The following is a 16,490-nucleotide window of genomic DNA, read 5'->3' as shown; positions in this document are numbered from 1 at the left end:
AAAGGCGTTTGTTTTGATTTTCAGGGACTAACAGTCTGTAGTTGTGCAAAAAAGAGGGGCGTTCACACGCCCCTTTCAACACACACGTTTTTTAATTTATAACGAGATTAAAACCTTACTTTAAATGCTACGCCGTAATAGCGATCTGCATCGCGCGGTATTTGATAGCGGAAGTTGTCGCCGCTATATGTGGTCGCGTAGCTTTCATCAAGCAAGTTCTTCGCAATCAAAGATACGCGGAAGGCATCGTCTTTGAATGAGAAGCTAACGCTTGCGTTAAGCATGCTGTAGTCAGGTAACAATGAGTGAGGATTGAATTCACCCGTGTTGCCTGGCAAGTCAGAGTACTGTTCATCGGTATAGATGTAAGACGCGTTGTAGTAAACGTCAAAACCATGCTCTGTTTCCATGAAGTACTCCGCTGACAGTGAGTATTTCATGTCAGGTGAGAATGGAACATCCAATCCCGAACGGTCGGTACACTCTGCCTCTTCAGGACAATTAAATCTATCGATCTCAGCCTTGGTGTACGCAGCGCCACCGATTAGCGTTAGGTTGTCGGTTGCGTTCCACATAAAGTCTACTTCAACGCCTTGGGTCGTCACATCACCAGCATTGGTAAGGCGCGTGATACATGCGCCGTCAGAACAATCAAAGTTGTTTGCTTGGAAGCCTTCAATGTCAGTGCTAAATAGCGCGATATTTAAAAGTAGATCGCGACTTGCGTACTTATAGCCAATTTCGTAAGCGTCAGATTCTTCCGCGCCAATAGGGCGTCCGTCATTCTCTGGGTTGAAGTTATAGTAAACATTGAAACCAGGGCCTTTGTAGCCTTGAGAATAGGTTGCATAAACCATTTGATTTTGGTCGAGATCGTATTGAACACCAAGGCGGCCAGACAAATTGGTTTCATCTACCACACCTTCTGCATCGGTGTTCTCGGTCGCAGGGCGAACGCCCACACCGCGGCGTCCATATTCGTCGTTACTTATACGACGGTGAGTGTAAGACACTTCATCATCGGTATAGCGAAGACCGAAAATAAGGCGTAAGTCATCGCTTAAGTCGTAGGTGCCATCTCCGTAAACGGCCCAGTTATTAAACTCAGTGCTCATGAATGCCGTGGCAGACACAATGTCGTTGGCATTACATGTCACACCTAGTGAATTAGCGTAAGCGTCTAGGTCAGAAAGTGCGTCTGTCAGCGCGTCTCCAGACAGGTTATTCTGCGCATAGAATGTCAGTGCTTGGTCAAGTTGAAGGTTATTGTTTTGGCAACTTGCATCACGAGTGAAGTTACGCTCTGAATCCATGTTCCAGTAGAACATACCGGCTAAGAAGTTGAATGGGCCAGCTAGGTTTGATGCAACACGGAATTCTTGAGAAAACTGACTCCATTCTTGCTCACCTACGTCATGCAGCTGAAACGGCACTCCAAATACTGGCTGGTCGCTGTCGCCAGCAATAGACGTAAAATCACCTTCGCGGAATTCTGTATTTTCCCACGAGCGCTGGGCAGTGATCGACGTGAAGGTGTAGTCACCAATGGTTTTGTCCACTTGTACGGAGAAGGCCGAGTGGTCGTCAATAGTGCGAGATTCGAAGTCATGATCAATTTGACGCTGCTCTAAATCGATACCGTCGGCAATGGTCTCACTGTTGGGCGCTGCCTTTGAGTCGGGATTTCGACCGCTAGATACGCCTTCTAAATCAGCACAACAGTCGTCATCCGCGCTGTAAATTTCGCTAATGAACTTTACTTTTAAATCATTGGTTGGCTCGTAAACCACAACTGCACGGGCACCTTCACGGTCATAGCCGTTTACTTTTTCATTGTTGTAAACGTTGTCGATATAGCCGTCGAATTTACCTTGGAAGACGGTTAAGCTGGCTGAAAGGTCGTCGGTTAAGCCACCACTTACTGTGCCTTTTAAACGGTATTCGTTATCTTGATAAAACTCAGTAGAAAGACTGCCTGTGAGCTCCTGAGAAGGATCTTTTGTGGTGATGTTTACCACACCAGCAGAGGCGTTCTTGCCAAATAAAGTACCCTGTGGACCACGTAATACCTCAATTCGATCTACATCGTACAAATCGGCAAACGCTTGACCAGAACGCCCTAATACAACGCCATCTACCACCGTGGCTACGCTTGGCTCTGCGGCGATACTAAATGAAATTGTTCCAATACCACGAACGGTTAAGGCTGAATTTCGAGTTGTTGTCCCTTTGCGGAAGCTCACAGAAGGCACAAGCGCTTGTAGATTTTCAACATTGTTAGCAAAGGCAGATTCTATCTGGTCACCGCGTAACACTGATACAGCAACGGGCACATCGCTGATGCTTTGAACACGCTTTTGCGATGTAACGACAATTTGTTCAAATGATTTATCATCTTTTGAGGCGTCGACTTGCTCTGTATCTGCCTCTTGCGCAAATGCATTGGTGTGAAGTAGCAATCCAGATGTCATAGCAAGGGTTACCGCCTTGCTGATGAGTGATCTCTTTGTATTCATGTTGTTCTCCAGGGTGTTTCGCTTATCACGCCCTCACTTACACCTTGCTACCTTTAGTCGGATACAAAAGCATTTGAGCAAGTAATCGGCGTTTCGTTTTTTATTCTGGCTGCGTAGGGTACAGCGCTACGCGTATTATTCTTTCAATAGCAAAATTCAATAGCGTAAAAATACGGTCTTCTATATAAAAGATATCTTGCATCTGATGTCTTATATAAGAGTGATTAAGTTAAACAATTGTTAAGCCGTTTGCAAACGTTATGTTAATTTTTTTGTGTTTTTTCTATACAAAAATGATGAAGGAGAGTTAGGCGTGCTGAGAAGCAAGGCGCTTCAAGCCTTGCTCATACTTTACTCGCCACCATTTCAGACTTATACCAATTGCCACGAAACATGTTGCCCACAAGCCGACTAGTGCAGGGACAAACGCGTTGCTTAGTCCATTCACAAAGCCTACAGGAGAGAACATCAGGTAAAGCGTTGCGATAAGGCCAACAAGCACGATGGCGCAGGGAATGGCATAGCGCCATGGCGTCATATTGACTTCAGCCTTTGCAGTGAAATGCCATGGAGTAGTCATTGGGTAGAGCCTGCCTATAGTCAACATAATAGCCAATTCAATAGCGAACAAAATGGCGTAGATATGGATAAAGTTAATATCGACTTCCCATACGAACTTAAGCAGTCCATAGGCAATTACGTGGAAGATAATCGCGACTTTTGCCGCCAGCGCAGGAACGCGTTTTGTAAATAGGCCAACAAGCACAATAGTGATAACGGGAATATTGTAAAAGCCAGTGAATATGCGAATGATTTGCCACAATCCTTCAGGGGCAAACATAAGCAGCGGCGCCGTGATAAAAGAGAGCACAGCAATAACAATACTGGTGATCTTGGCAACGCGAATAAGCTTTTCGTCGCTCACTTTGTCTTTTTTGAAGGGTTTGTATACGTCTAAGCAAAATAGGGTGGCAGCACTGTTAAGCAGTGAATTAAAAGAGCTAAACACCGCACCAAGCAATACTGCTAAAAAGAAACCCGACAAATACTGTGGGAGTACATCTTTTACTAAATGAGGGTAGGCAAGGTCGATAGTTTGAAGGTTTTCGTCTTGATATAAGTGATAAGCAATCACGCCTGGTAACATCATCATAAAGGGCACAAGCACTTTAAAATAGCCAGAGAACAACACCCCTTTTTGGCCTTCAACCAGATTTTTAGCGCCTAAGGTTCGCTGAATTACGTATTGGTTAGTACCCCAGTAAAACAAATTGGCTAAAATCATACCCGTGAAAATAGTACCAAAAGGAACAGGGTCGTCGGGACCACCTATAGCATTGAGCTTTTCAGTTTCCGTTGTAGCAATAGTAGATAGACCTTGGCTAAAGCTGCCGTCGCCTAAGGCCACCAAGCCAAGAACGGGAACCAATAAACCCACAATTAAAAGGCCAACTCCATTAATCGTGTCTGATACGGCTACCGCTTTTAAACCACCGAAAATGGCATAGAGAGCGCCAATCGTACCGACTATGACGATGGTAAGTACCAGTCCCACCTCATAGCTTACGTTGAAAAGCCCGGGTACATCAAAAAGCCTAAGCACGGCAATAGAGCCAGAGTAAAGCACCGATGGAATGGTAACTAACGAATACCCCACCATAAACAAAACTACCGTCATTCTGCGAACGCTATCGTCGAAACGGTCGCGTAAAAACTCAGGTAGGGTGGAGAAAGCGCCTGCTAAGTAACGAGGCAAGAAAATAAGCGCCATAATAATGGTAGAGATACCAGCGGTAACTTCCCACGCCATAGCGCTTAAGTTATACCCAAAGGCAGAGCCATTTAATCCAATAAGCTGCTCTGCGGAAAGGTTGGTAAGGATCATGGACCCAGCAATAAAAGTGCCGGTCAACCCTCTTCCTGCAAGGAAGTAACCGTCTTGCGTGTTTACTTCCCCTTTTGTTTTCATGTAAGAAATAACGGCAACCAGTGCCATAAATGCCATGCATGACAATAGGGTAAGGGTGATATCCATGAACTGCTCCTATGCGCTACGCTGGCCAATGTGTGGTGTTCGACATATCCATATCGGTATGTTGAACATCTGGGCCCATTACAATGCGACTGCCTTTTTGTATGAACACCGCCACATCGTTAAGCGCAAGTATTTCTTCTCTGTATTGCTCACCCTGCACGACTTCTTCGGTACCAAAACGTATCCATTCACCTTTTGGTAAGTAGTATTTAATTTTTCCGCCGGGCACCACGCAAGGCACAACAAGTAGGTCATCACCGCACATAAATTGTTGTTCAAAACCGTGCGAAAGCGGCTGTTCAGGGAAGGCTAACGCCATGGCGCGCTGAACCGGAAGTCCTGTTTGTGATGCTTTTTCTGCGGTTTCCTTTAGGTATGGAATAAGCTTATATCTTAGCTTAAGGGCCTCAAATACTGCATTGGAAGCGGCATCGCCGTAGGACCAGGGTTCACGAGGGCCAATACCGTGCAATCGCATGTGGGCACTAAACACTGACGCTTGTGCCCATCTTACGTAAAGTTCTGCATCTCGGGTGTCTTTGTAAAACCCGCCTATATCGGTAGCGAAAAACGGCCCGCCTGACATACCCCAGGACAAACTGCCACGAATACTTGCGGCTAGGCCATGCCAGTCGGCTTGCGGGTCACCGCCCCATTGTGATGGGTAGCGCTGACTTCCTGTCCAAGCCGAACGGCTAAATAGGAAAGGACCTGTTTTGCAGTAAGCGTCGGCAGCCTCGTAGACACAGCGGTTGTAAAGCATACTGTAAACGTTATGTAGACGATTACCTGAATCACCGCTATACGACAGCATATTGTCGTCTTCCAGCTGTTCGCCAAAGTCGGCTTTTATCATGTCCACGCCAAGGTCAAATAAAGGCTTGTGCGAGGTTTTCCAAAATTCGTAAGCGTCTGGGTGGGTAAAGTCTAAAATACCTGAGTCTGGCAAAGGCGTAAGTACTTCGCCAAATGGGCTTAAGTCCCACGCATAGCGGTACGCTTCGCCAGTGCGTTTGTCCTTTATCAGCCAACCCTTTTCGGCCGCCTTTTTGTAAAGGGGGTTTTTCACTGAAACCATGGGGTATTCCCATACGCAAATCTTAAAGCCTAACGCTTTAAGTTCATCAATAACCGGCTGAGGATCGGCGTAGCGTTTAGGGTCCCACTCAAAAGCAAAGCGGGTATCAGTGTCTTGCCATGCGCGACCATCAAGGGTAATAACATCGCAAGGCATATTCTTTTCGCGCACTTCGCGGGCAACGGCGAGTAGCTCGTCGGCGTCTTTATAATACGCTTTAGACAGGATTACACCTAAGCTCCATGTTGGAGGCGTTGGTGCGAAGCCTGTTAACTCACTGTAGGTTTGAAGGCATTTAGCTGGCGAGTCTTGATGGAACAAGAACATGTCGAGTAGGTTATCTTCTACTAAGCACACGTAAGCTCGCTGTGACCAAAGTGCATATCCCACACCATGAGTAACGGGAGCGGGGGTATGTACAAAAAGATTCCAGCCTTCTGGGCTCCATGCGTATGGTGTGTTTTTATAAGACTTTTCGGCGTTTACGCCTAAAGCGTCGTGGTTGTATGAGCGAATTAGCTGGCCGCGTTTATCAAGCTTGCCCCATTTCTCTCCAAGACCATAAACGGCTTCGTCGTAGCTAAGCTCTAAACTTACTAACCAACCTTTGTCGGTTTTAGCGAATGGCGGCAAGCGATGCTGACGTACAAAGTGGCCGTCGGTGGCGCTTTGCTGAACTAAAACGTCATTCTTATATAGCTTGAAATGAAGAGGTGCGGCAAAAACTTCTAATCGATAGTCGCCTGCTACCAGGGTGCTGTGAGACTGATCACCGGAAAGTACTAGCGATAGCCTTTCCGGCGCTTGAGTAAGCATACCAAAATTATCTGCTGCATTTACGTTACTTTGAATGCGTAAACCAAACTGACTAATACTTAGACTCAACTCACCATATTGGGTGGGGACAATAAGTGTCTTATCATCCGACAAAAAGGGCTGCTCAGTAATGTCAGCGGCTTTAATATCGTTCCATTCTGGCTCATTTACACAAAACGCGTTACTCATTTCTACATTACCCTTCATGTCTTATATAAGACATAAGTTAATGAAATGTAACTTGGGTGTCAATCTGCAATTAGAAAATTATGAAGATTTAGATCCGCGTCCACTATCAAGCCGTCTTATATACTGATATTTTGGACAATAAGGGTTACGCCACTTAATGCAAGCATGGTTAAGGCTAACAGTCGAACAGCGGCAGCGGATACGCGAGCAGCGAGAATTCGTCCTAATCGCGTGAAAATTAAAATGACGGGAATGGCGAAAACAGCAGACAGAAACACTTCTGTTGAGGGCAAAGTACCAAACGGTATTATGGCAAGGCGTATAAGTGAGGTAACACTAAATACGGCCAGCAGCGTTATCCTGATTTCATTAATTGGCCAGGTTTGTCGATAACACTGAAATACCACAGGTGGGCCAAAGGTAGAAAAAAGACCACCTAGCAATCCACCTAGAGCGCCAGCGATAGAAAAACCGTATGCGCGACCAGATGGCTGTGTCCGCTTTCTTTTTATTAATAAAAGGCCACAGCAGCTGAGAATAGCCAAGCCAAGCAGTAAATTGAGCCAAGTTGCCATCCCAACAGACAGGTATTCCAACAATGCGTAGCCTACCGCCATAAATGGTATACCGCTAACCAGTATAATAGTGAAAGCACGTCTATTTATTTGCTCCGTGTTTTTCGCTACTAAGCTGATGGAATTGAAAAGACTTAGAAAACTCACCATAAAGGTGGTCGCCGTAAGCGGCAAGATGCCGAATAACGTAAAGCTTGATACCACCATAAGGCCAAAACCAAACCCGCTTAAGGTCTGTAGCAGTGTCGCAAGCCCTAATAGCGCAAAGATGGGAAGCAGTGTTTCCAAAAGCATCACGTGTAATTCCTGCAATGTATGTGATTTATATCAAAAGTGCGCTATAACTCTTGTGTATGATATAACAACAAAAATTAAGCGTTTAGGTTAGGGTTCATGTCTTCATCTCAATTCGATCACAAACTCAGCGGTCCAAGTCTTGCCTTTCAGCCGCTGTATCAACAAGTCGCTGAATACATTAAGCAGCTTATTGTCGAGCGCCGTTGGCAACCAGGCGAGATGCTACCTAGTGAGTTTAAGCTTGCTGACGAATTCAATGTTAGCCAAGGAACCGTTCGCAAAGCGCTAACATTGTTGACAGATACCAAAATTGTAACCCGTCGTCAGGGGGTCGGTACATTTGTTTCTGAGCATACGGCACAAGATGCGCTGTTTCGTTTCTTTCCGTTACAAGCTGACGGAAAAGGTGCTGACCTACCCAAAGCTGAACTGTTAAGTAAAGAGCTGGTCGAGCCAATTGAAGGTGTCCAAACTGCACTATCAATTACCGCTAAAGACAAAGTAGTGAAGCTTAAGCGTAGGCGAATTCTCGATAACGAATTTTGTATGCTTGAAACTATTTATTTACCGTCTAAGCGATTTCCTGACATCGAGAAGCGAGAAGATATTCCGCATACTCTGTATCATTTTTATCAAACGGACTATAACCAAACTGTATTTAAGACCCGTGACAGCATTAAAGCGGTTTTGGCCTCAAAAAGTGATGCAAAAAGCTTAGGTATCGAAAAAGGAATGCCGTTACTTATGGTTACCCGCGTCACTGAGTCTATTGACGGTAAACTCATTGAATATCGTGAAAGCAAATGTAGAACTGACCACTACCATTACCAAGTTGAACTTGATTAATCCTTTGCTATCAACGCCAAACCGTTCAACCACAACGTTTTAAACGTCCGTTCCTATCAAATTGTTTCTTACCGACTCTCGAACACCTAGCATAACAAGGTAACGCTTTACCTTGTTATGCCACCGCTAGACATTTCTTTTTATTGCACTCCAAACTTTTCATTAAGTTTGTTAACACTTTGTTGACATCGGTATATCTGTGTAATAACTTATGTCTTATACAAGACTAAAGTTTGAAGCTGAAGTTATACAAGAGCATACTGCAAAAGTAAACCGCGGCTTTTTATCTTTGCAGTACGTTTAAGAGAAAGTCCGTACTAGCTTAAAGCAACGAATTCTAAGGTGAATGAAACAATGAATAAGATACCAGAGGTAGGTTTTGGTTTTTGGAAGGTCGATACTGCCATATGTGCGGAAACCACGTACCAAGCGATTAAGGCTGGCTATCGACACTTAGATTGTGCCGCTGATTACGGCAATGAAAAGGAAGTGGGTGAAGGCATTAAGCGAGCGATTGATGAAGGCTTATGCACCAGAGAAGAGCTTTGGGTTACTTCTAAACTATGGAATACCTTTCACGCCCCTGAGCACGTGGGTCTTGCTTTAGAAAAAACCTTGTCAGACTTACAGTTAGATTATGTAGACTTATACCTGATCCATTTCCCGATAGCGCAGAAATTTGTGCCTATCGAGACCCGTTATCCACCAGAATGGTTTTACGAACCTGATGCTGCCGAGCCTAAAATGGAACTCGCGCCTGTACCTTTGCATAAGACATGGGAGGCAATGGAGTCGCTTGCCGATAGCGGAAAAGCAAAACAAATTGGTGTGTGTAATTACAACACCGGTTTGCTTAACGACCTGATGAGCTATGCGCGTATTAAGCCAGCCATGCTGCAAATTGAATCTCACCCGTACCTTACGCAAGAGCGACTAATTCGTTTGGCAAAAGACTATGGACTGGAGGTGACGGCCTTCTCTCCGCTAGGTGCCTTATCTTATCTAGAGCTTGAAATGGCTGATCAGACGGAATCAGTGCTTGAGCAAAGCGTAGTAAAAGCCGCGGCAGAAGCCCATGGTAAAACGCCCGCGCAGGTTGTCTTGCGTTGGGGAATTCAGCGCGGTAACGCCATCATTCCAAAAACGTCAAAAGTTGAGCGTATGAAAGAAAACCTCGCACTTTTTGACTTCTCACTCAGCGACAGTGAAATGCAGGCAATATCTGCATTGAACGTAAATCGCAGATTTAACGATCCAGGGCACTTCTGCGAAGCTGCCTTTAACCGTTTCCACCCTATTTACGACTAGGAGTTAGCTATGAAAAACGTCAATGACAGCTCTGCGGTAGCCTACGCAAGTGTACCTACTCAGCACAATTATAACGGCGGTGTGTTCCCTGAAATAGTCGTGAACAACGAGGGTTGTACAACGGTAGAAGAGACCGGTGCATTTGTAAAAGCAAATCAATCAGAGCTTGAAGCAAAACTTGCAAAGTCGGGAGCACTACTTTTTCGAGGGTTTCCAATTGATTCCGCAGAGACCTTTGACGTTTTCTCAGCAGGCTTCGGCTATCCTAACTTTACCTATCAGGAGTCGTTGTCTAATGCCGTGCGTATTAACTTTACTGAGCGCGTGTTCACAGCAAATGAAGCGCCGAAAGACGTAGAAATTTTTCTACATCATGAAATGGCGCAGACGCCTATTTCACCTAGCAAGCTGTTTTTCTTTTGTAAGACTGCAGCGGATGAGGGGGGAGCAACGCCTTTGTGCCGCTCCGATAAATTGTTTGAAGCATTGAAGGAAGAAAATCCGGCGCTTGCTAGAGACTTTAAAGAGAAAGGCCTTAAATATACGACTACTATGCCAGCAGCCAATGATGCCAATTCTGGCCAAGGAAGAAGCTGGAAAAGCACGCTAAGCGTTGAGTCATTAGAAGAGGCAGAAGCTAAATTAAAAGAGTTAGGATACACCTGGCAATGGTTGGAGGATGGTAGTCTAAGAGCCATTACGCCTGTCTTACCTGCGGTTATCGAACTTAGTGATGGCTCAGAAGTGTTCTATAACCAGCTAATAGCTGCGTATATGGGATGGAAAGGCGTAAGGGAAAACCCGTCGTCGGCAATTACTTTTGGCGATGGAAGTGCAATTCCTAAAGCCGGTTTAGAGCGCGTTGCAGAACTGTCTGAAACTTACACCTTTGACTTAGAGTGGCAAGATGGTGACGTGGCTATTGTTGACAATTACCGTGCAATGCATGGCCGCCGCCCTTATTCTGGCGAGCGAAAGCGCGTAGTGCTTGTTGCGCTTGTGGCCTCAGAGCGATAAAAGAAAATGAACGATATAGCAGTAAAATGTAAAAATATTTGGCCCGGGCTAGGAATTGCAACCATTACCGGTATGGCGGCGCTCTTTTTGAGTGAGCATTACAATGCCCCTGCTATGTTGTTCGCATTACTTTTGGGTATGGCCGTATCGTTTTTGTATCAGAACGATACGCCCTGTGCGTGTGGTATCGATTTCACGGCAAGTACTCTTCTTCGCGCTGGAGTTGTTCTGCTTGGTCTACGCATTGCGCTAGGTGACTTAGCGGTACTTGGGTGGCAGACCGCTCTTATGCTGGCCTCTGCCATACTCACAACAATTATTGTCGGAGTGGGTCTCGCCAAATTACTCGGGTTACAAAAGCGTTTTGGTGCATTAACGGGAGGCTCAGTAGCCATTTGTGGTGCGTCTGCGGCTCTCGCCATTTCCACCATTCTTCCCAAGGGAGAAAACCACGAAAGAGACACGTTGCTGACGGTTATTGGCGTAACCGCTATGTCGACCATCGCCATGGTGCTCTACCCAATTGTGGCGGCGCAGTTGGGCATGAATGATACGGAAGCTGGCATTTTCTTAGGCGGCACTATTCACGATGTGGCGCAAGTTGTGGGGGCAGGTTACTCGGTGTCTGACAGTGCAGGCGACATGGCGACACTGACCAAGCTGGTACGAGTAGCCATGCTAATGCCAGTGGTACTCATTATGATGATTGCCATTAAACACTTTTACAAAGCCAAAAGTCAGGCTGACGGGGCGCAAGTGCCTAAAATGCCGATGTTTCTAGTTGGCTTTATTGTACTTATGTTACTCAACAGCTTTGTAACCCTACCCGAAGTAGTTATTGAGACGGGGACCCAGATATCACGCTTCTTCTTAGTCGTTTCAATTACGGCAATCGGTATGAAGTCTAACCTTGGTAAGTTAGCCGAAGTCGGTATGCTGCCAATTGTAATGATTGTGGCAGAAACGCTGTGGATTGCACTGCTTATATTGGGCTATTTGTTCGCAATATAGTGGGATTTTTTGCGCGATTTATCACAATTATTCTTAATGCACTCTTAATACACAAAGCACTCAATGACGAGGTGGTAGCAGTGAAAAAACATGGCCTTCACGAACTGTACGCTAAGGACCCTGTAAAGGCCGACGAACAGGTTTTTCAGCGAACTAGCAACGCGCTGACTCGGCGTGGCTTTATCAAAGGTCTGAAGTCTCTGTCTTTGCTACTTGGTGCTGAAGTCGTTTACGGTCAGTTCATGCCAGCAGGACTTATTCCCGCTGCATTTGCTCAGTCGAACACGCCTTTTTCTATCGAGGGAAAAGACGGGCTAACAATACTTAACGACCGGCCAATTAACGCTGAAACGCCAGCGCACTTACTTGATGATGCGGTTACGCCTGCCTCTCGATTTTTCGTAAGGAATAATGGTATTCCCCCGCAAAAGCCAGACGCGAGTACGTGGACGCTTACTATTGAAGGGGAGTCGGCCGAGCAGTCAAAAACCTTCACGTTGGAAGAGCTCAAAACTCAATTCAAACATTACTCATACCAACTAACGCTGGAATGCGGCGGTAATGGACGTGCCGAGTTCTCGCCAGCAGCGACGGGGAACCAATGGACTACCGGAGCTGTGGGATGCCCTAAATGGACAGGTGTAAGGCTTAAAGATGTACTCACGTCAGTGGGCGTAAAAGATAGCGCTGTTTACATTGGCTATTATGGTGATGACCAGCATTTAAGCCGTACACCGGGCAAAGCGGCTATTTCTCGCGGGGTGCCGATAAACAAAGCGATGGAAGATGAGTCGTTGATTGCATGGGCAATGAATGATGAACCTCTACCTTTAATGAATGGCTATCCGCTCCGACTGGTTTTTGGTGGTTGGCCAGCGTCTACGTCTGGCAAGTGGCTTAAGAAAATAGTGGTCAGAGACCGCGTGCATGACGGTGCAAAAATGCTGGGCAAAGCGTACCGACTCCCTTGTAAACCTGTTGCTCCGGGGGCGAAAGTAGCCGATGAAGATATGTGTATCATTGAAGCTATGCCTATTAAGTCACTCATTACTTTTCCACAGTCGGGCACTGATCATCCTTTGGCCAAGAAACTAAGCGTGCGCGGTCATGCATGGAGTGGCGAGGGTAAAGTGGCTGAAGTGTACACATCTATTGATTTCGGACAAACGTGGCAAATAGCAGAGCTCACGCTTCCCGTAAATAGACATGCATGGCAGCAATTCACTACAAAAATAGCTTTTCCTCAACAAGGTTATTTCGAAATATGGGCCAAAGCCGTAGATGAAAATGGAAAAGCACAACCTATGGTATTGCCGGGCTGGAATCCAAAAGGCTACTTAAACAATGCCTGCCATCGCATTGCTGTGCGGGTTGTGTAAAACACATGGTACCGAGTAACGTGTTTGAGATATGGAGCGCTCGCATGCGCCGTCTATTCGTTTTTGTTTCTATTATGGCAGGGTTAGTTAGCACACCACTGGTTGCGGCCATCAATGAAAGTAGCGATAAAAATAGCGGCTCAAGTATGCATTCCGCTGACGCCACGACTGTGTCTGTTGACCCCCAGTCAGGTCTTACTGTAGCGCCCGGCTATAATCTAGTGGTTGCACACTGTAGCGCATGCCATTCGCCTTCACTAATTACACAGAACGCAATGAGCAGAGAGAGATGGCTTGAAACTATTCGATGGATGCAAGACACGCAAAAGCTATGGCCATTAGGTGATGCGGAGCCCGCTATCCTAGACTATCTGACGTTGTGGTATGGTCCTAAAAAAGGCGCCCGTCGCCCGCCCCTAGAGCCGCATCTACTGCCACAAAAATAAAGCTCGTCTCAACCGAGCGTTTTATTTCATCAGTTTTTCAAGATTCCGCCGATACTCATAGCATAACGCTACTTCAGACTAATAGTTAAATGGTCTGGATATCTGTTAATCTGAACAAAATAACTCTATAAAAAACATATCGGTAACCACACATGTTTGTATCTCGCAGTAAATACGAAGAAAAAGAAGCGCAAGTACGTAAACTAGAAGCAAGAGTGCAAGAAGCCTTAGACAAAATTGACGTTTTAGAGGCAGAAAATAGTGAACTCATTAATGCCATTGAGGCTGCAAACGGTCAGCATGCATCGTCGAACGATTCCGTTGTAATGAAGTGCATTGTTGATGCAATGCGTCAATTAGAAGGTATTCGTGAAACGGTGTTGGCTACTTATCAACGTATCGATGCTGAGAACCAGTCTGTTGCTAATATTAATGAGTTGTTTAGTGATTCTGCGACTACATTAAGCAAAATTGTTACCGACATGAGCGGGCTTAATGTCCAAATGGGCAGCATGAGCGAACGTATATCGGGGCTATCAACAACAGCAGATAACATTAATAAATTTGTTACTACTATTACGAGTATTTCTGACCAAACTAACTTACTTGCGCTAAACGCTGCTATCGAAGCTGCGCGAGCAGGCGATGCAGGCCGCGGGTTTAGTGTTGTTGCTGATGAAGTACGTGCATTGGCGACAGAAACCAACAAATCAGCAACAGAAGTATCTGAGTTGGTGAACGGTATAATTCAGTCTACTTCCAAAGCGGTTTCAGGTGTCAATGAACTGCGCGGAAACAACGAGCAGCTAGAGACCGGCATTAATCAGCTAAATGGCAGCTACGAAGTTATGGTGCAACACTGTGACAGTATGAAGTCCACCATTAGCGAAGGCGCAATTGCTACGTTCATTCAAACAGTAAAATTGGATCATGTAGTGTGGAAGGCCGAGGTTTATGCAGTGCTGTGCGGCTACAGCAATAAATCTGTGGCGGACTTTGGCGATCATAAGAACTGCCGCCTTGGGCAGTGGTATAGTGACAATGCTAACAAAGCGATTGGCCAGACAACGGCATTCAGAGAGATTGAAGCGCCGCATGCAAAAGTGCATAGTAGCGGTATCGCTGCCGTTCTAGCTAAACAAAATGGCAACAATGCTGAGGCAGATGCTAAGCTTATGGAAATGGAACAAGCCAGTGAGAGAGTACTAACACTACTTGATAGGCTAGTTAATTAGCGCCCGTAGAGCCTTGCGGTTCAACTGGCCCTATTGAAAAGCGTGGCGCCCGAATTCATAGCGGCGCCCAAAACGGAGGGCTTTTTGGTGAGTGAAACATCGTATTCCACCGAACAAGAGCGCATTCTAGAGCTGGAAGCCCGCGTTAACTCTTTAGAACGACAGCTTAAACGTCAAAAAATAGCGCGTAAAAACGCAGAGTCTTTTCTTGAAACCTACTCACAAGATGCTTACTTAGCGAATCAAGCGCTAAGAAAAGCCTTAAAAGATTCAAAACAGCGGGAAAGGGAGTTGTTGTACCTTAACCGTGCCGCATCACAGCTTTCAAATGCTCAGCCGGGTAAGAGTTTTATATTTTCTGCGCTGGAATCGGCGGTCGAATTTAGCGGTGCCCATTGTGGAAAAGCATTTATTGTAGAAGGTGAAGCGCTAACGGTGGGGGATGATAGTCAGGTGCTATCTCACGAAAACGGATGGTATAGCTCTCCCGAGCTCGCCAAACTTCTCAAAGACGAAACCCCTCTGACACTGCGCGAGAGCTATTCCCACTGGTGCGTTAATGCAGTGCAGCGACCAGATACAAAAGAAGAAGCAAGGCTACTTCACTTTATGCATGAAATGGCAGACGGCGAATTCGCTTGGCTCGTGTTGCTTACCAAAGACGATCACTTAGAAGAAGAAACGCTACACGTTCTTGATACCACCAAACATTATCTAAACATTACGTCTCGTTACCAGAACAAAAAAACTGAGCTCACCAGTCGGCAAATAGAACTGAGTTCGGTTAAAAAAGACAGAGACTTTCTAGAAGAAAGGCTGGTTAGTGCAGACAAGATGGCGATGTTGGGGCAACTTGCTGCGGGTATAGCACACGAAATCAATAACCCTATCGGTTATGTTCGAAGCAATACGGTGGTTGCAAAAGAAATTTTTAGCGATTATCAACACGCGTTAGAAGAAATAGGCAAGCTTTGTCGCACTGCTGGTGGAGAGGTAGAGTCGCAGTTCGAGGCGCTGGAAAAACGCTTTTCACTACAAGAAAGTGCGAGCGAAATTACAGAGATGTTCAATGAATCTCACGAGGGCATTGAACGTATTATTGAAATTGTAAAAGCGCTGCGAAGTTTTTCGTATCCTGGTTCAGGAAAGCATACACAAATTAGTGCCATTGACGCCATGAACACGGTGATCAAGCTCACGAATAACCTGCACAGGTACAAAAACAAACTTAATGTAGAAGTACCCGATAAGGATGTCTATTTCCTTGGTAATGCAGGACAGATTCAGCAGGTGTTGGTTAACTTTGTGACCAATGCTATTTATGCAACGCCAGAAGGGAAGTCCATAACACTAAAAGTGCAGCAAGATGACAAAAGCGCCATGCTTATCGTAGAAGACGAGGGTATTGGTATGTCGAAAGAAACACTGGATAGAATATTCACGCCCTTTTTTACAACTAAACCACCCGGCGAGGGAACAGGGTTGGGAATGTCTATTTCCATGACTATTGTTGAAGAGCACAACGGAAAGATAAATATCACTAGCGAAGAAGGAAAGGGTACGCGCGTTACCGTTTTGTTACCTCTAGCCTAAAGTATAAATTGCTTTCCTAAATAGCTGATAGAATATAGAATTTCTCTAATTTTTTCTTCCTGCTAGACAGAATTTGTTTATGTTCTAGTCTTAGGAGGTAAGCAACATTTCCTACGATTAACGGATGATTGCTTTGCTACATGGAGAAA

At 45.6% G+C, this 16,490-nt stretch carries 12 protein-coding genes; 8 read left to right on the top strand and 4 right to left on the bottom strand.

The window, feature by feature from the left end; genetic code table 11:
• Positions 1 to 107: 107 nt before the first annotated feature.
• The 4 genes from QVA83_RS14795 to QVA83_RS14780 form a co-directional block, all read right to left on the bottom strand.
• The gene (locus tag QVA83_RS14795) at positions 108 to 2,516 is read right to left on the bottom strand and encodes a TonB-dependent receptor (protein ID WP_156078960.1); all 2,409 of its coding nucleotides are present in this window, start codon (positions 2,514 to 2,516) and stop codon (positions 108 to 110) included.
• Between the two features lie 307 nt (positions 2,517 to 2,823).
• Positions 2,824 to 4,551: a solute:sodium symporter family transporter gene (locus tag QVA83_RS14790; RefSeq protein ID WP_014951135.1), complete on the bottom strand. Its 1,728-nt coding sequence runs from the start codon at positions 4,549 to 4,551 to the stop codon at positions 2,824 to 2,826.
• A 16-nt stretch (positions 4,552 to 4,567) separates the two neighbouring features.
• Positions 4,568 to 6,634, bottom strand: a complete 2,067-nt coding sequence (locus QVA83_RS14785; protein ID WP_081334032.1) for a glycoside hydrolase family 31 protein — start codon at positions 6,632 to 6,634, stop codon at positions 4,568 to 4,570.
• A gap of 116 nt (positions 6,635 to 6,750) precedes the next feature.
• Positions 6,751 to 7,503: a TSUP family transporter gene (locus QVA83_RS14780; protein ID WP_069945132.1), complete on the bottom strand. Its 753-nt coding sequence runs from the start codon at positions 7,501 to 7,503 to the stop codon at positions 6,751 to 6,753.
• Between the two features lie 99 nt (positions 7,504 to 7,602).
• Here QVA83_RS14780 and QVA83_RS14775 point away from each other — a divergent pair, with 99 nt between their 5' ends.
• The 8 genes from QVA83_RS14775 (at position 7,603) to QVA83_RS14740 (ending at position 16,341) form a co-directional block, all read left to right on the top strand.
• Complete coding sequence (locus tag QVA83_RS14775; RefSeq protein WP_069945131.1) at positions 7,603 to 8,352, top strand: GntR family transcriptional regulator; 750 nt, start codon at positions 7,603 to 7,605, stop codon at positions 8,350 to 8,352.
• 354 nt (positions 8,353 to 8,706) lie between these two features.
• Positions 8,707 to 9,660, top strand: a complete 954-nt coding sequence (locus QVA83_RS14770) for an aldo/keto reductase (RefSeq protein ID WP_014977675.1) — start codon at positions 8,707 to 8,709, stop codon at positions 9,658 to 9,660.
• 9 nt (positions 9,661 to 9,669) lie between these two features.
• On the top strand, positions 9,670 to 10,677 hold the full coding sequence (locus tag QVA83_RS14765; RefSeq protein ID WP_081334031.1) for a TauD/TfdA family dioxygenase: 1,008 nt from the start codon (positions 9,670 to 9,672) through the stop codon (positions 10,675 to 10,677).
• A gap of 6 nt (positions 10,678 to 10,683) precedes the next feature.
• Positions 10,684 to 11,688 carry a YeiH family protein gene (locus tag QVA83_RS14760; RefSeq protein ID WP_069945130.1) on the top strand — a complete coding sequence of 335 codons (1,005 nt, stop codon included), beginning with the start codon at positions 10,684 to 10,686 and terminating at the stop codon, positions 11,686 to 11,688.
• Positions 11,688 to 13,067 carry a sulfite oxidase gene (locus tag QVA83_RS14755; protein ID WP_069945129.1) on the top strand — a complete coding sequence of 460 codons (1,380 nt, stop codon included), beginning with the start codon at positions 11,688 to 11,690 and terminating at the stop codon, positions 13,065 to 13,067. Before QVA83_RS14760 ends, QVA83_RS14755 begins: the two co-directional genes overlap by 1 nt.
• A gap of 44 nt (positions 13,068 to 13,111) precedes the next feature.
• Positions 13,112 to 13,513: a hypothetical protein gene (locus QVA83_RS14750; protein WP_069945128.1), complete on the top strand. Its 402-nt coding sequence runs from the start codon at positions 13,112 to 13,114 to the stop codon at positions 13,511 to 13,513.
• Between the two features lie 152 nt (positions 13,514 to 13,665).
• Complete coding sequence (locus QVA83_RS14745; RefSeq protein WP_014951126.1) at positions 13,666 to 14,748, top strand: methyl-accepting chemotaxis protein; 1,083 nt, start codon at positions 13,666 to 13,668, stop codon at positions 14,746 to 14,748.
• Between the two features lie 87 nt (positions 14,749 to 14,835).
• On the top strand, positions 14,836 to 16,341 hold the full coding sequence (locus QVA83_RS14740) for a sensor histidine kinase (protein ID WP_069945259.1): 1,506 nt from the start codon (positions 14,836 to 14,838) through the stop codon (positions 16,339 to 16,341).
• The last annotated feature ends 149 nt before the right edge of the window (positions 16,342 to 16,490 follow it).

Origin of the sequence: Alteromonas sp. AO-Serp, assembly GCF_017849675.1 — a bacterium.
GTDB lineage: Bacteria > Pseudomonadota > Gammaproteobacteria > Enterobacterales > Alteromonadaceae > Alteromonas > Alteromonas macleodii.
Note: the sequence above shows the minus strand (reverse complement) of the source record. Positions and strands in the feature narration are given on the sequence as shown.

Excerpts from the sequence above, each read along its gene's own strand:
- QVA83_RS14795 (WP_156078960.1), bottom strand. The coding sequence starts at position 2,516 with ATGAATACAAAGAGATCACTCATCAGCAAGGCGGTAACCCTTGCTATG.
- QVA83_RS14790 (WP_014951135.1), bottom strand. The coding sequence starts at position 4,551 with ATGGATATCACCCTTACCCTATTGTCATGCATGGCATTTATGGCACTG.
- QVA83_RS14785 (WP_081334032.1), bottom strand. The coding sequence starts at position 6,634 with ATGAGTAACGCGTTTTGTGTAAATGAGCCAGAATGGAACGATATTAAA.
- QVA83_RS14780 (WP_069945132.1), bottom strand. The coding sequence starts at position 7,503 with ATGCTTTTGGAAACACTGCTTCCCATCTTTGCGCTATTAGGGCTTGCG.
- QVA83_RS14775 (WP_069945131.1), top strand. The coding sequence starts at position 7,603 with ATGTCTTCATCTCAATTCGATCACAAACTCAGCGGTCCAAGTCTTGCC.
- QVA83_RS14770 (WP_014977675.1), top strand. The coding sequence starts at position 8,707 with ATGAATAAGATACCAGAGGTAGGTTTTGGTTTTTGGAAGGTCGATACT.
- QVA83_RS14765 (WP_081334031.1), top strand. The coding sequence starts at position 9,670 with ATGAAAAACGTCAATGACAGCTCTGCGGTAGCCTACGCAAGTGTACCT.
- QVA83_RS14760 (WP_069945130.1), top strand. The coding sequence starts at position 10,684 with ATGAACGATATAGCAGTAAAATGTAAAAATATTTGGCCCGGGCTAGGA.
- QVA83_RS14750 (WP_069945128.1), top strand. The coding sequence starts at position 13,112 with ATGCGCCGTCTATTCGTTTTTGTTTCTATTATGGCAGGGTTAGTTAGC.
- QVA83_RS14745 (WP_014951126.1), top strand. The coding sequence starts at position 13,666 with ATGTTTGTATCTCGCAGTAAATACGAAGAAAAAGAAGCGCAAGTACGT.